General features: G+C 41.3%; 15 protein-coding genes. 9 read left to right on the top strand and 6 right to left on the bottom strand.

Translation table 11 applies throughout. From position 1 onward, the window contains the following. Positions 1-43 precede the first annotated feature (43 nt). Positions 44-1,072 carry a GTPase ObgE gene (obgE, locus tag H6G18_RS07075; protein ID WP_190406383.1) on the top strand — a complete coding sequence of 343 codons (1,029 nt, stop codon included), beginning with the start codon at positions 44-46 and terminating at the stop codon, positions 1,070-1,072. Between the two features lie 177 nt (positions 1,073-1,249). On the opposite strand, the gene H6G18_RS07070 is transcribed toward obgE, so the two are convergent. Beyond that, a complete protein-coding gene (locus H6G18_RS07070) occupies positions 1,250-2,377 on the bottom strand; it encodes an acyltransferase family protein (protein ID WP_190406382.1) in 1,128 nt (375 codons plus the stop codon). Positions 2,378-2,591: 214 nt separating this feature from the next. Between H6G18_RS07070 and H6G18_RS07065 the strand changes: the two genes are divergently transcribed. Continuing rightward, positions 2,592-3,188: a Uma2 family endonuclease gene (locus tag H6G18_RS07065; RefSeq protein ID WP_190406381.1), complete on the top strand. Its 597-nt coding sequence runs from the start codon at positions 2,592-2,594 to the stop codon at positions 3,186-3,188. A gap of 104 nt (positions 3,189-3,292) precedes the next feature. After that, positions 3,293-3,754, top strand: coding sequence for a peroxiredoxin (locus tag H6G18_RS07060; protein WP_190406380.1), 462 nt, complete (start codon positions 3,293-3,295; stop codon positions 3,752-3,754). Positions 3,755-3,806: 52 nt separating this feature from the next. On the opposite strand, the gene hpf is transcribed toward H6G18_RS07060, so the two are convergent. Further along, positions 3,807-4,448: a ribosome hibernation-promoting factor, HPF/YfiA family gene (gene hpf, locus H6G18_RS07055; RefSeq protein ID WP_190406379.1), complete on the bottom strand. Its 642-nt coding sequence runs from the start codon at positions 4,446-4,448 to the stop codon at positions 3,807-3,809. Positions 4,449-5,052: 604 nt separating this feature from the next. Here hpf and lipB point away from each other — a divergent pair. From lipB to H6G18_RS07040, 3 genes are all read left to right on the top strand, one after another. After that, positions 5,053-5,721, top strand: a complete 669-nt coding sequence (gene lipB / locus H6G18_RS07050) for a lipoyl(octanoyl) transferase LipB (RefSeq protein WP_190406378.1) — start codon at positions 5,053-5,055, stop codon at positions 5,719-5,721. A gap of 152 nt (positions 5,722-5,873) precedes the next feature. Continuing rightward, entirely contained in the window at positions 5,874-6,074 is a 201-nt protein-coding gene (locus tag H6G18_RS07045) for a hypothetical protein (protein WP_390824740.1), read from the top strand. A 292-nt stretch (positions 6,075-6,366) separates the two neighbouring features. Then, on the top strand, positions 6,367-6,642 hold the full coding sequence (locus H6G18_RS07040) for a DUF5132 domain-containing protein (RefSeq protein WP_190406376.1): 276 nt from the start codon (positions 6,367-6,369) through the stop codon (positions 6,640-6,642). A gap of 89 nt (positions 6,643-6,731) precedes the next feature. Here the strand turns inward: H6G18_RS07040 and H6G18_RS07035 are convergent, their stop codons facing one another. The 3 genes from H6G18_RS07035 to H6G18_RS07025 form a co-directional block, all read right to left on the bottom strand. After that, complete coding sequence (locus H6G18_RS07035) at positions 6,732-7,082, bottom strand: DUF1257 domain-containing protein (RefSeq protein ID WP_015136553.1); 351 nt, start codon at positions 7,080-7,082, stop codon at positions 6,732-6,734. Between the two features lie 141 nt (positions 7,083-7,223). Then, positions 7,224-8,735 (bottom strand): stress-responsive protein Ycf46, encoded by a 1,512-nt coding sequence (ycf46, locus tag H6G18_RS07030; protein WP_190406375.1) that lies wholly within the window; start codon positions 8,733-8,735, stop codon positions 7,224-7,226. Between the two features lie 88 nt (positions 8,736-8,823). Beyond that, positions 8,824-9,171, bottom strand: coding sequence for a hypothetical protein (locus tag H6G18_RS07025; RefSeq protein WP_190406374.1), 348 nt, complete (start codon positions 9,169-9,171; stop codon positions 8,824-8,826). Positions 9,172-9,456: 285 nt separating this feature from the next. Here H6G18_RS07025 and H6G18_RS07020 point away from each other — a divergent pair, with 285 nt between their 5' ends. From H6G18_RS07020 to H6G18_RS07010, 3 genes are all read left to right on the top strand, one after another. Beyond that, positions 9,457-10,611, top strand: a complete 1,155-nt coding sequence (locus H6G18_RS07020) for an NAD-dependent epimerase/dehydratase family protein (RefSeq protein WP_190406373.1) — start codon at positions 9,457-9,459, stop codon at positions 10,609-10,611. Positions 10,612-10,835: 224 nt separating this feature from the next. Beyond that, the gene (locus H6G18_RS07015) at positions 10,836-11,972 is read left to right on the top strand and encodes a glycosyltransferase family 4 protein (protein ID WP_190406372.1); all 1,137 of its coding nucleotides are present in this window, start codon (positions 10,836-10,838) and stop codon (positions 11,970-11,972) included. Between the two features lie 61 nt (positions 11,973-12,033). After that, positions 12,034-14,613: a GAF domain-containing protein gene (locus H6G18_RS07010; RefSeq protein ID WP_190406371.1), complete on the top strand. Its 2,580-nt coding sequence runs from the start codon at positions 12,034-12,036 to the stop codon at positions 14,611-14,613. Positions 14,614-14,656: 43 nt separating this feature from the next. On the opposite strand, the gene H6G18_RS07005 is transcribed toward H6G18_RS07010, so the two are convergent. After that, positions 14,657-14,917: a DUF7219 family protein gene (locus H6G18_RS07005; protein ID WP_242040216.1), complete on the bottom strand. Its 261-nt coding sequence runs from the start codon at positions 14,915-14,917 to the stop codon at positions 14,657-14,659. Positions 14,918-15,571 lie beyond the last annotated feature (654 nt).

Genomic DNA, 15,571 nt, shown 5'->3' with positions numbered 1-15,571 from the left:
AAACTTATAATTGATAACTCACCTAACTCAGGACTCCCGACTCATGCAATTTATCGACCAAGCACAAATCGAAGTAGAAGCTGGTAAAGGTGGCGATGGTATCGTCGCCTTCCGGCGAGAGAAATATGTCCCTGCCGGCGGCCCTTCTGGGGGAAACGGTGGACGGGGTGGTTCAGTAATTTTCGTTGCTGTAGAAAACCTGCAAACCCTGTTAGACTTCCGCTACAAGCATATATTTAAAGCAGATAATGGTGGTCGTGGCGGCCCCAATAACTGTACTGGTGCTTCAGGAAAAGATTTAGTTGTGGAAGTTCCCTGTGGAACTACTATCTATGATGCAGAAACAGGTGATTTACTTGGTGATTTAACTCAGCCAAACCAACAGCTACTCATTGCACAAGGTGGTAAAGGTGGTTTGGGAAATCAATACTTTTTAAGTAACCGTAACCGCGCCCCAGAATATTCTCTCCCTGGATTACCTGGAGAAAGAAAACTGCTACGTTTAGAGTTGAAACTGTTGGCGGAAGTGGGAATCATTGGTTTACCCAACGCAGGTAAATCAACTTTAATCTCATCTTTGTCAGCTGCGCGTCCCAAAATTGCTGACTATCCCTTTACAACTCTCATTCCCAATTTGGGTGTAGTGCGGAAACCCACAGGCGATGGTACAGTATTCGCCGATATCCCCGGATTAATTGAGGGTGCGGCTGATGGTGCGGGTTTAGGACATGATTTCTTACGTCACATCGAAAGGACGCGAGTACTTCTGCATTTAATTGATGCTACTAGTGATGATGTCATCAGAGACTACAACACAATTCAGCAAGAATTACAAGCTTATGGACGGGGTTTAACTGAGCGAATGCAGATTTTAGCGCTGAATAAAATTGATGCAGTTGATAGAGAGACTGTGGATTTGGAAGCTTTAGCTACCCAATTAAATCATCTTTCTCACGCTCCGGTTTTCTTAATTTCTGCGGTAACTCGTAGCGGGATAGATGCAATGTTACAAGAAGTTTGGGGAGTTCTTGACCAAATCAATGCAGCCAAGGAAGTAGAGGTGTTTAGTTAAGTAAGAAACATGAGATCAAAACTGATGAAGCCACAGTTGTTGGTAACTTTGGTGTTAATTTACTTCTGACTTTTAAAGGTCAGCCTTATCAAGTCTTTATCCTGAGTCAGCGTCCTTGGATTCCTCAAAAAAGAATGTATGTATATCCTGATATCATAGCGATCGCAGGAAAGAAGGTTAAACTTTGAGGAACCAGCGTTGGCGATACATGAGGACGGCGACACCCCACCATAATAGAACAGTGGTTAGGGCAAATAATAGTGAAGCGTTGAAGGTTCCAGCCCAGGAAGCGAAGATGTTTTGATATATCCAGTTGTAGGTGCTGATAGCGGTTTCACCTACGCCGATTTTGGTTCTGACTAAGATTTTGATTAATAAAACTGATGCGATGAAAAGAGCGATCGCATTTAACCCCATAATTTCAAAAGGTTTACTCCAGCGTTTGATTAACCTGACTTCAATTAGTTCGTAGCAACCCGCGAGTAGCAATAAAGCCCAACCGCTAGTAAACACAACATAAGAACTTGTCCACAGTTTTTTATTAATGGGGAATACCCAACCCCAAGCCCAACCAATAATTAAACAGCCAATTCCCAATAGCGCCAACCCTAAGCTTATACGTGTTTGTACTGCTTGTCTACGTATCCAGTCGCCAGTAAAATAACCAGCTAAAACACTGACAATAGCCGGAATCGTACTGAAAAGTCCCTCTGGGTCGCCCAAATTTTTGTAACCATCCCCAGCATACAGATGAGCTTTCGGTATAATTATGCGATCAATGTAAGCGCCAAAGTTGCCTTCTCTGGTTAATACACCAGTGCCATACTCAGGGACTGGGACATACATCATAGCCAACCAGTAGCCAATAAGTAGCACACCAGCTAATATCCATTGTCCTTGGCGCGGTAGTTTCAAGACTGCCAAGGAAGCAAACAGATAGGTAAGGCTAATACGCTGCAACACTCCCATCAGACGGATGTTAGTTAAATCAAACGTCCCGATACCCTGATTCCAAAAGCCGTTGAGGAACAAACCCAACAAAAAGAGAATAGCAGCGCGGCGGCAGATACGCCAGTAAACAGCCGAGTTTGGTTTATTTTCCTGGGTGTATTTGGATAGAGAGAAAGTCATTGCCACACCGACAATGAACAAGAAAAAGGGAAATACTAAGTCAGTTGGTGTGCAACCATGCCATTCAGCATGAGCTAACGGAGGATAAACATCATTTGCAACTCCCGCCATGTTGACAAGAATCATCCCTGCAATGGTGATACCACGAAACACATCAAGCGAAGTCAGGCGCATGGACGAAATTTTGTATTTTATGAGTATCTAAACTAACTCGCCTGTTGCACACAATCAATTAATTGTTACAAACTTACTTACACAGGATTAATGCAACCGGAGAGCATCGCCCTGCTGTCAGAAAAGTTAAAATAAACAAATTGCCCTTGAATGCTGATTATTTTTCATCCCTCTAAATTAATTTAAGGGGATTTTGAATTAGGAGCAAAGTAACGTGACCCCAGCAGTGATAGCTCAACCCCCAAAAGAATCACCCCTGTTATTTGAAGGGCTGACCTGGAGAGAATTTAAGGCAGTTGAGCAGTTGCTAGACCGTCCAGGATATCGGCTCTCTTTCTTGGATGGAGTTTTGGAGATTCGGAGAATGCCTGGAGAAGCACACGAAACAGTTAAGAAGAGAATAGCTGCATTGTTGGAATTTTACCTACTCATGGCAGGTTTTGACTTTACCCCAACTGGTTCAATGACCTTGGAAAGTGAAGCGGGTGCTGTGAAGCGAGAAGCGGATGAATCCTATAAACTTGCCCCTGGTAGAGTGCGTCCCGATTTGGCAATCGAAGTAGTGTTTACCAGTGGTGGTATCAACAAACTGGAGGCATACAAGAGGCTGTTAATTCCTGAAGTGTGGTTTTGGGAAGATGGAGTTTTAGAAGTCTATCACCTGCGCTTAGATACCAACGCATTACGGTACGAAAAGATTTCTAGTAGTGAGGAAGTCAAAGGCATTGATTTGGATTTGTTGTTACGTTGCATCAATATGGTGAATCATGTTGATGCCATCAAGACTTTTCAGCAGGAGCTTCAACAATAGAGGGGATAGGGGATAAGGCATACGCAACTGATTTTCGGACTAATGACTAATGGCTTTAACAAATAGTCATAAAATATAAAAAATTTATATTTTACTAATTTTCTATGCCAGTCAAAGTTGGAGACACTGCGCCTGATTTTACTTTACCTGCACAAAACGGCTCATCTGTGAGTCTGAGTGAGTTTCGCGGTAAAAAAGCGGTGGTGTTGTACTTTTATCCCAAAGATGATACACCAGGATGTACAGCAGAATCTTGTGCTTTCCGCGATCGCTATGAAGTTTTTCAAAGTACGGGCGCTGAAATTATCGGTGTCAGTGGTGACTCTAATGAATCTCACCAAAAATTTGCTACCAAATACAATCTACCTTTTACATTATTGAGCGACAAAGGCGACCAAGTACGCAAACTTTACGGCGCAACGGCCGCTTTTGGTTTGTTCCCCGGTCGCGTTACTTACGTCATCGACCAACAAGGAGTCATACAGTACGTTTTTGATTCGATGTTTAACTTCCAAGGACACGTGGAAGAAGCACTGAAAACCTTACAACAGTTGGCAACTAAATAGGATTTGGGGCGATGGGGGAGAAAAAGTATAACTTTTCCTCATCCCCAGTTTCTTACCTACTATGAGACTTTTCCGACATCACATTATGGGCTACCTTGCCGTTTTTACCGTTGGTGTGACCGTTATTATTACGGGGTTGAATCACACCATAACCGCCATGATTGCGTTCGTAAATCACGTTAATTTCGTCGGTTTCGGCGTTGCGGAACATATAAAAGTCATGTCCCACTAGTTGCAATTGCTCTAAGGCTTCGTCAACTGTCATGGGGGGCATGGAAAAATATTTGGTACGGACGACTTCTCCTGGGAGTTCGGGAGTGCGATCGCCTATTAAATCTGCAACTACTGGTTCTGGTACAATTACTTCGGTAGTTGGTTGAGCTTGAGTTTTCTTATCTTGCCTTCTCTCTTTATATTTACGTAGTTGTCTAGAAATTTTATCTGCTACTAAGTCAATGCTTGCGTATAAATTTTCGCTGCTCTCCTCGGCACGGATAACGCTACCATTTGCATAGATGGTAACTTCAGCCGCTTGTCTAGTATTAATTCGGGGATTGCGAGCTACGCTTAAATGGACATCCACTTCATTGGTGATGTTCTGAAAGTGATTAACTGCCTTTTCAATTTTTTGATGCACATATTCTCGAATCGCATCGGTGATTTCTATATTTTTGCCGTGGATGACAAGCTTCATGTAAACTCTCCCGCTCAATAGCAAAATATTTGATGTGATGTTGTTTTTGGATGAAAAGAAATTGCGGTAAGTTCTACTTACTGCACCAACACCAACTGTGAACTTTTTTTATGTAAATCCTAGCTTCTTCCTGCCAAGCTTTTTGCATCTTGCTTGTATATAGTTCTACCTGATTTCTATAATACCAATTGCTTGCTAGACAATTAGATCATCGCATATTTTTCTCAACTAAGGTAGTGTGAGCAATAACTATTTTCACTTCCTGCTTCATCAAGACAAACTTTACATAACTCGATAGTAGTTACTTAGTTGTTTGTTAAAAGAGGTTTGCTCATCGTCAATGGATTATACAAGTACTATAGATGCAAACAACTCGGTTTAAATTCATCAGCCACTGTATTTGTTCCTCTGAACTTGGCGTGATGCTTATTGTAGAGAATTCCTCCCAACACCTGATGTGGTTATATATTCAAACTAGCACTTTGTATTGCCTATAGCTGCTTCCCTTGATGTTCCTTTAAAATCCTTTGCAAAGCTTGACAATTGTTGACTCTCAAGCTGTTAGTTGAAATATATTTAGTTGTTAACCCAGTTGATTTTTGGCATGATCCGTAGTAATGAATTTCCAATAAATAGTTGTTTGTTATATAACAAAGGATTGATGCCATACTTAGAGGCTCACGCATGGCAGCGATCGCTCTTGCGTCAACGCATCGATAACCCTAATCTAGATGATGTACTGATATTACTAGAACACCCGCCAGTCTATACCTTAGGGCAAGGCAGTAGTTCAGAATTTCTCAAATTTGACCCTAATTCTAGTGATTTCGAGATACATAGAATTGAACGCGGGGGAGAAGTTACCTACCACTGTCCCGGTCAATTGGTGGGGTATCCGATTTTAAATCTGCAACGCCATCGCCAAGACTTGCATTGGTACTTGCGACAATTAGAAGAAGTTATCATTCGTGTACTAATAGTTTACGGGTTAAAAGGCGATCGCCTTCCGTCTTTGACTGGAGTTTGGATAGAAGGACGGAAAGTTGCAGCAATTGGGATTAAAGTCAGTCGTTGGATTACCATGCACGGTTTTGCTTTAAATGTCTGTCCCGACATGACAGGGTTTCGGCAAATTGTCCCTTGTGGTATTGCTGATAAGCCTGTAGGCAGTTTAGCTGAATGGATACCAGGAATTACTTGTCAAGAAGTACGAGTTCATATTGTCCAAGCTTTTGCAGAAGTGTTTGGGGTATCAATAGTCAATAGTCCATAGTTTAAAAATCTGTTGACTGTTGACTAATTATGTAATAGGTGCAATCTACTACGGAAATTTGCATATATGAGAATTTCCAGGTTCAAGCTAAAATATGAATGTTTACCAGTCTCAAAACCCAATTTTTGCATCAGTCAACTCAAATTTTGCCTGTGAATTATCCAATCAATCCACAGATATACGCTCCAGTATTTACTTCTCTGAAGGATCGAGACTGGAAAGCCTTATTAGAATTATTCGACAGAGAAGACATTGATGAAGTTGAAGCTGACATCAACGGTAATTTGCTGTTGATGATACCAGAACCGTGCTGGGAAGACGATCCCTTCGATTTCTTACGTGAGTATCTTTAAGCGATTATGTACCGCTTGAGTTCCGCAGAAGTTTGACTATGCGATGACCTGCGCTCTGCGGGAAGCGATCGCAACATTCGGATTGTGATACAAATCAATTATAAAAGATGTTTCAACACCAATTTTTATGATCTGACATATTTCATAACAGATGAAATATATAGCAAACTCAAATTTAAATTTGTCGATTTACTTCTAGTTTCCATTACATTACATTGCGTGATGTTTTTATATATAGCTTGAAAAAAGAGCTAAATTAAAATTAAGTAAAACATAGGGATGAAAAAATACTATGTCAATTAAACTTTTGCCAGACCTGGGAGATTTAGCGGAAGGATTAGGAATTACAGGTATTGTAGGAATAGTTCTTGTACCCATATTTCTACCAGTAATAGGTGGTGTTGGTAGACCAATAGCCAAAGCAGTTGTCAAAAGCGGAATTGCTCTTTATGAAAGGAACAAAGAAACTATAGAAGAATTGAAAGAAAACTGGGAAGATATCATCGCAGAAGCAAAGGCTGAAGTAGGTGAAGAAAGAATGAGATCGGCTGAACCGATGGATTCTTAGACTCAGTAGCAATTAACAAATAAAAAAAAGCGGGCTAACCGCTATTAATTGGTTAACCCGTGCAGCTTTGGGAACGCGCAGAGAAATTGTTATTGCAATACCAACTTCACATTTGCATTTTGCAGACCGCGCTGTTTTACTTCAGCTAAGGTTTTGTTAACAGCGTATTTTTGGTTGATGGAGTTGATTAACTCGGTTTGGTTGTGCTTTTTAGCAACGCCCCACAGGTCAGCAATGAGGTCGAAGGAACCATCGCTGTTGCGAGACCAACCTAAATCATATTCGCCTTCCAAAACTGCAACGATATCTGAACGAACGCGCTGACCATTGTAACCACGAACATCAGCTTCAGTCTTTACGCTAATGCCCAGGTCGCGCAGGGAAGCTTTGAGGATTTCTGCATCGGTGATTTTGGTGCGAAGAGTGCTAAAGTGAGACATTTGGGTTTCCTCCAATGAGAAGATTCAGAAAAAGGACAACGTTTTTTTCAGGGAAGCCGCGCATATGTGGGAACGGCTTTTTTCTCGTAACTGCTAGCTTTTTGGGCTAGCCTTTCCCCTTGGGTTAGCAAGGGAAAGCTTTTAAAACTCCATGCGCTGGTATTCAGCGACGGAGGCTGCGGCGGGTCTTGCCCTCTGTCTAGCCCAGTCTCTTAGGGCTGTTACCTGTTCTTGCATCGTGCGAGACAGTGGCAATGTAGCTTTAAGCGCAGCAATAATATCTAATTGGGTGAACTCACGATCTTGGGCAAATGCTTCGTACATTGCCGCAACTAGCGCTTGTTCAATTTCTGCCCCGGAAAAACCATCAGACATCTTGGCGAGTTGCTCCAAATCAAAACGGGTGATGTCTTCACGGCGTTTACTCAGGTGGATCTTGAATATATCACTCCTTTCCTCAGGAGTGGGCAGATCCACAAAGAAAATTTCATCAAAACGACCCTTCCTCAAAAATTCCCCAGGTAAGCGTTCTACTCGGTTGGCTGTAGCCATGACAAACACTGGAGATTTTTTCTCTTGCATCCATGTGAGGAAAGACCCAAAAATCCTGCTGGATGTACCACCGTCGGAGTCACCAGAACCCGAACTACCAGCAAAGGATTTATCTAGTTCGTCAATAAACAGAATCGCTGGTGAGATAGATTCTGCTGTCTTCAGGGCGTTACGCAGATTAGCTTCACTTCTCCCCACCATCGAACCGTCGTAAACTCGACCCATATCCAAACGCAGCAGGGGTAAACCCCACAGGCGGGACGTGGTCTTGGCGATTAATGACTTACCACAACCGGGAACCCCTAAGATTAGCATCCCTTTTGGTTGGGGTAAACCATACTCTCTAGCTCTTTCTGTAAATGCATTTGAGCGTTGTGTGAGCCATTTCTTTAATTCTTCTAAGCCACCTACAGCGTCTATGGTTTCATCTTCTTCTATGTATTCTAAGATGCCATTACGCCGAATTAGTTGCTTTTTCTCAGATAGAACTATATCTACTTCTTCTTCGGTTAAGCGTCCTGTAGTCACCTGCGCTTTCCGATAGACTTTCTCAGCTTCATCTTTGGTTAAGCCCAAAGCTGCTCTGAGGAGCTTTTCTCTCGCTTCTGTCGTCAAGCGTCGTCCGCGATTCTGGTCTAGATGGTGAGTTAAAACTTTGTTTAACTCAGACATATCCGGTAATCGGAAATCTATAACTACTACTTCTTTTTCTAGCTCTATAGGTACTTGCTGCATCGGTGACATCAAAATGATGTTCTTTTGCATTCCCTTGAAGCTAGCGATCGCATCACGCAATGACCTTGTAGTAGCAGGAGCATCAATAAATGGATGTAAATCTTTAAGAATAAATATACCGGGTTCTTTCTGCCGGATAATCCAGTCTATCGCCGCTTCTGGCGAAACAGTGTTGTGTTGGCTTACATTCCGGGGTTGACCATACTCCACGATGCCATGAGTTACTGTCCAAACAAACACTCGCCGTTGAGGCCTTAACACTTGGGCGATTGTGGAAATTGCCTGCTCTGCCCGTTCTTCCTCGGAGGTCACAAGGTAGATTAGTGGGTATTGAGCTTGAATGAGAATGTTGAGCTCTTCTTTCATAAATCGACCTTCTTGAGACCCTAGTACAGTAAAGACATCGTTTTGTTGGGGACAACAACCGAATTATAAATTCCTTCCTAATTCGTACCTAGCAAGGAACTAATTCTTCCTCACCCTTGGGATGGGTTTCCTCTTCAACCATTTCATCATTAGGAAGATGGTCTTGACCAATTAATCCTGGTTGACTTCCTAAAGCCACCAGTTCTCCATCACGTAAGACCAGTGAACTTTCACAATTAGGACATGAATAAACTTTATGAGTTCGTCCGTAAGCGGAAGCCTCTAATTCATCAACTAAATCTGAGTTAGTGAGGTAGAAAACAAGGGCGCGTTCAGCAAGTTCTGACATCGGTTCCGAATCGACTGCCGAACGAATTTTCAGCTTCTTGTGTAGTTCCGGTGATAGATATAACGTAACCTTTTGCTTAGTTTGCATATAACTTTTCGATGGCCTTACCCGGGTATGTATATTACGTTATCGATTCCCTGCTTTGTTGTCAAGACAGCAAGACGCTTTGACGGTATTTTTGTCACACTTCTTTACAATAAGCCTGGTTTGATTACATTGCCCAACAGTATCGGATTACGAGGAGATGAGGGGTAGAGGAGCAGGAAAAATTTCTCCCTCATCTCCCTCATTTCGCCACATCCATCAGAATGATGAGTGAGCAGGGACAGAAAACTGGTAGATTTAGCTAACAGCGAGTACAAACTGGTGAAAATGAAAGTCCTAGTTATTGGTGGCGATGGATATTGCGGTTGGGCAACCGCACTTTATCTTTCCAATCGCGGTTATGAAGTTGGAATATTAGATAGTTTGGTGCGTCGGCACTGGGATAATGAACTGGGTATCGAAACTCTGACTCCGATCGCACCAATTCAGCAACGTCTCCAGCGCTGGCAAGATTTAACAGGGAAACCTATTGACCTGTTCGTTGGCGATATCACCAACTATGAATTTCTCCAGAAGACGTTGCACAAATTTGAGCCAAATGCCATAGTCCATTTTGGTGAACAGCGTTCAGCACCATTTTCGATGATTGACCGTGAACACGCAGTTGTTACCCAGGTCAATAACGTTGTTGGTACTTTGAACTTGCTGTATGCCATGAAGGAAGATTTTCCTGACTGTCACCTAGTCAAGTTGGGAACAATGGGGGAATACGGCACACCCAATATTGATATCGAGGAAGGCTATATCACTATTGAACATAATGGACGCAAGGATACCCTACCTTATCCCAAGCAGCCTGGTTCAATGTATCACTTAAGTAAAGTTCACGACAGCCACAATATCCACTTTGCTTGTCGGATTTGGGGATTGCGGGCAACAGACTTAAACCAAGGTGTGGTTTACGGCGTTCTCACCGAAGAAACGGGGATGGACGAATTATTAATCAACCGATTGGATTACGATGGTGTATTTGGTACAGCGTTAAACCGTTTCTGTATTCAAGCTGCAATTGGTCATCCTCTGACTGTTTACGGTAAGGGTGGACAAACGCGAGGATTTTTGGATATTCGGGATACGGTACGATGTATTGAACTAGCGATCGCTAATCCTGCCCCATCAGGTGAATTCCGCGTCTTTAACCAATTTACCGAACTATTTAGCATTGGTGATTTGGCATTAATGGTGAAAAAAGCTGGTAATGCTTTGGGACTAAATGTGGAAATTAATAACCTCGATAATCCCAGAGTCGAAAAAGAAGAACATTACTTCAACGCCAAAAATACTAAACTGCTCGACTTAGGTCTACAACCTCACTTACTCTCTGATTCTCTGCTCGATTCTCTGTTAAACTTTGCTGTCAAGTATCAAAAACGAGTTGATCACAAGCAGATTTTACCCAAAGTTTCTTGGCATAGAAATTAATTTGGCTTTTTAAGGGTGTAAGGGTGTAAGGGTATGAGGAAAGAATTTAGAATCTACTTTTCCCCTAAAACCCTGAACCCTTTCTTTCAAAACGAACTATTTGGCGACAAAACATTAATTCTGGCTGTACAGAATTGATTACAGCACAGGAGACAGTTTACTCTGTTGTAGATATCGAAATTCAACAGAAGTTGGGACAATTTCCTGGTACTGAATAGTTTTGTATGAGAATTGCTCTATTCACCGAAACCTTTTTGCCTAAGGTTGACGGCATTGTGACACGCCTGCGCCACACCGTTGATCATTTACAACGTATTGGAAATCAAGTCTTAGTAATTGCCCCTGATGGTGGGATCACTGAACACAAAGGAGCGAAAGTTTACGGCGTAAGCGGCTTTCCCTTACCTCTGTATCCAGAGTTAAAAATGGCACTTCCTCGCCCAGCCATTGGTTACGCCCTAGAAGCGTTTCAACCAGATATTATTCATGTTGTGAATCCGGCAGTCTTGGGCTTGTCTGGAATCTTTTATAGTAAAGTCCAGAAAATCCCCTTAGTTGCTTCTTATCATACTCATCTACCCCAATATCTCCAGCATTATGGTTTGGGGATGCTAGAAGGGTTGTTGTGGGAACTTTTAAAAGGAGTGCATAATCAAGCATCCTTAAATCTTTGCACCTCTACAGCGATGGTAGAAGAACTATCAGGACATGGTATTGAACGGGTAGATTTATGGCAACGGGGAGTTGATACAGAATTATTTCATCCTGATTTAGCTAATTTAGAAATGCGATCGCGGCTCTCACAAAATCATCCAGAAAGCCCCCTATTACTATATGTAGGTCGTCTTTCTGCCGAAAAGGAAATTGAGCGTATCAAACCCATCCTAGAGGCAATTCCCCAAGCGCGATTAGCACTGGTGGGAGACGGCCCCCACCGTCAAGCATTAGAAAAACACTTTTCCGGCACCAATACCCATTTTGTTGGCTACCTCATGGGACGGGAATTAGGTTCTGCTTTTGCTAGTGCTGATGCTTTTATCTTCCCATCTCGGACAGAAACACTAGGTTTGGTATTACTAGAAGCAATGGCGGCTGGCTGTCCAGTTGTTGCAGCCCGTTCCGGTGGCATTCCTGATATTGTCACAGATGGGGTAAATGGTTATCTTTTTGACCCCAAAGCCGATATTCAAGATGCCATTAATGCTACTATCCGCCTTTTAGAAAATGCACAAGAACGTGATACCATCCGTCAAAATGCTCGTCGGGAAGCAGAAAGATGGGGATGGGCAGCAGCTACGCGTCAACTACAAGATTATTACCAAAAAGTGCTAATTACAGAAAAGTTGACAAAAGTAGCCTGAAGGAAGCAGGGGAGCAGGGGGAAAAGAGAATTAATGACCAATGACTATTGACCAATAACTAATGACTCTTCCTAATCCTGGTAGCGTTTTAGCTTCATTAACAGAACTGACTCAAGTTAATCGTACCCATGCTTTGTTGCGACGAGTCAAAGACCTTTCTGTTAACGAATTTGTTTGCTTACTAGACTTTATCACTGCCGAATTTCAACAGTTTCTTAGAGCAATTGAACTCATTAATAATGAAGCTCTAGAAAATATGTTGGAGAAAGTATTAGAAGCTATTACACTGAAAATTGGTCAAATTCTCCAAGCAGAACATACAGCTATTTTTTTAGTCGATTATGATAAAGGTCAATTATGGTCAAAAGTACCGCGAGATAATGGGCAGAAATTTTTAGAAATTCGGACTCCCATTACTGTGGGGATTCCTGGTCATGTTGCCAGCACAGGTCAATATTTAAATATTTCTGAAACTGCTACTCATCCTTTGTTTAGTCCAGAATTAGAGAAACAAATGGGCTACAAAATTCACAATATTTTATGTATGCCTGTTGTGAGTAGCAAAAATCAGATTGTGGCAGTAGTACAACTAGCAAATAAGACTGGTAATATACCGTTTAATCAAAATGATGAGGAGTCTTTTCATGACTTTGCTGCCTCTATTGGAATTATTTTAGAAACCTGTCAATCTTTTTATGTAGCAGCTCGCAATCAACGTGGGGTAGCAGCGCTTTTGCGTGCTACTCAAACACTAGGACAAAGTTTAGATTTAGAAGCTACTTTGCAAATAGTGATGGAACAAGCGCGAATTTTAATGCAAGCAGACCGCAGCACATTGTTTCTATATCGCAAAGAAATGGGTGAATTGTGGACTAAAGTAGCAGCAGCAGCAGATACCACAAACTTAATGGAAATTCGTATTTCTGCTAACCGTGGCATTGCTGGTTATGTAGCTTCTACGGGTGATGCACTAAATATTCCTGATGCTTATAAAGACCCACGTTTTGATCCGACAACAGATAGAAAAACAGGTTATTTAACGCGGAATATTCTGTGTTTGCCTGTATTTAATTCAGCAAATGAATTGATTGGAGTCACACAGTTAATTAATAAGCAGCAAGGAAGTTTTACAGCTTCTGATGAAGAATTTATGCGGGCTTTTAATATTCAAGCAGGAATTGCTCTAGAAAATGCTCGCTTATTTGAAAATGTATTGCTAGAAAAACAATACCAAAAAGACATTTTGCAAAGCTTGTCAGATGCTGTAATTTCCACAGATATGGCGGGAAGAATTGTCACAATTAATGATGCAGCCTTGGAATTGCTAGGTTGTCCTTTGGGAGATACTAATAATAAAAGCAATAAGCTGTTGTGGGAACAAAATTTAATTGGTCGCGTAGTTTGGGAGCTTGTACCAATTGAAAATTTGCAGATGCGCTTAGAAGATAGTTTAAAAAGTGGTGCTAAACATTATGTGCCAGAGCAAAGTTTGACAGTGGGTATTTATCAATTACCAACTTCCGAAGGACGAGTTTCACATGAAACTCCAGATTATTCTATTTTGACAGTACGCGATCGCTCTAACCCCAATATTTTTTTACCCTGGAATTTACCTCCAACTCCCCAGTCTAAATGTCTCACTCCTGAAGAAGTACAAGTCTTAGAACGCAGCATTAATCTCACAGTCAATCCCTTGACGAACCCAGAAGGCGGAGTCCGTGGTGGTTTGGTGGTTTTGGAAGATATCAGTCAAGAAAAACGCCTGAAAACTACCATGTATCGTTACCTCACACCCCATGTAGCTGAACAGGTAATGGCATTAGGGGAAGATGCTTTAATGGTGGGTGAGCGCAAAGATGTGACTATTTTATTTTCAGATATCCGGGGTTACACCACACTGACCGAAAATCTGGGAGCAGCTGAAGTAGTATCACTGCTGAATCAGTATTTTGAAACAATGGTTGAGGCAGTTTTTAACTACGAAGGTACTCTAGATAAATTTATCGGTGATGCTTTAATGGCTGTTTTTGGTGCGCCACTACCATTGAGCGAAAATCATGGTTGGCAAGCAGTACAATCAGCCTTAGATATGCGCCAACGTCTAAAGGAATTTAACCAAAGGCGAATTATTCAGGCACAACCACAAATTAAGATTGGTATTGGTATTAGTTCTGGGGAAGTGGTTTCTGGCAATATCGGTTCCCACAAACGCATGGATTACACTGTTATTGGTGATGGTGTAAATTTAAGTTCACGCCTGGAAACTGTAACCAAAGAATACGGTTGTGACATCATTCTCAGTGAGTTCACTTACCAACTTTGCAGCGATCGCATTTGGGTACGCCAGTTAGATAAAATCCGTGTTAAAGGCAAACATCAAGCGGTGAATATCTACGAGTTAATTAGCTGCTGCAACACTCCCCTAGATGCTAACACTCAGGAGTTTCTTTTTCATTATCATCATGGCCGGAGTGCCTACTTATCTCGTAATTTTACACAGGCGATCGCTTGTTTTAACTCGGCTAAACATATCCGACCCACAGACCAAGCGGTTAATATTCACCTAGAACGCGCCTCCAATTACCAACGAACACCGCCTCCAGAAAATTGGGATGGCGTATGGACAATGATCTCCAAGTAATTAAATTATTTTCTTTTATACTGACCGGACTTTTATATCATCCTCAACTTTCAGGATGATCATCTCCATCCTGAAATAGATTTTCGCCAATTTGCAATTGTTTTTTAGTGCGTTTTAAGTTTTTCCACAGCGCTTTTATTTGGTTGTAAGCTTCGTCTGGTGACAGTTTTCCACCAGTTTCTAAGTTGCAAACGTAACTTACTCTTTGAGCAAATTCCTGTAAATTAGCATTAAAAACTAAATTTTCTGGCTTAACTTGACCGTAATAACGACCACGAGGATAGAGAAAATTGTCTTTTTTCATTATTGTTTTTCCCATGTTATTTAACTCCTTCTTGTTTAACATCTGAAGTTGAATAAGTAGCAGCCTGTTCAACATACTTCGGGACACACAAAGTACTTCTACTATTAACTACCTCATTTATTTAAATTTTTCCAGAAAATAATATTTGATTAATTAAAAAATGCTGTTGTTTTTTTCTGTATGCTTAGATACATTTTTGAGATATTTATGGTAACTATTGGTTACCAAACTTGCTACAGAAGCCGCCAAACATATTGATCAGCTTACTTTAATCTTAATTTCAAAAAATGGCTTATTGATTATATTTTATAATCTCAAGATTAAAAGTATCAATTTATACCTTAAGTTAACAGGAAATCTTAAATAGTTACAAAAGTTATTGTTTATATTTATGTACCTTTATATTTATGTGAAAAGAGCTAATCTTAGTAGTGAAAATATCTCAAAAAAAAGAGTCTAGTCTTCTACTGAAAGTAAGAGGTTAGTCTGTGATGGTCTAAATTTTCATCACATCAGGGACTTCCAACTAAAAAAAAGTCCCGCAGGAAACTTAGAGAATGCTGTGTAAGCAGGGGAAGTAGGGGGAAAAGAAATCTGGTAGTCGTATTGGATGCAGTGACTTGAGGAAAAATTATCCGTGCCCTTGGTTAAAGC

The sequence above is a fragment of the Anabaena subtropica FACHB-260 genome (assembly GCF_014697105.1).
Lineage (GTDB): Bacteria > Cyanobacteriota > Cyanobacteriia > Cyanobacteriales > Nostocaceae > Trichormus > Trichormus subtropicus.
This window is presented reverse-complemented; position numbering and strand designations above follow the sequence as displayed.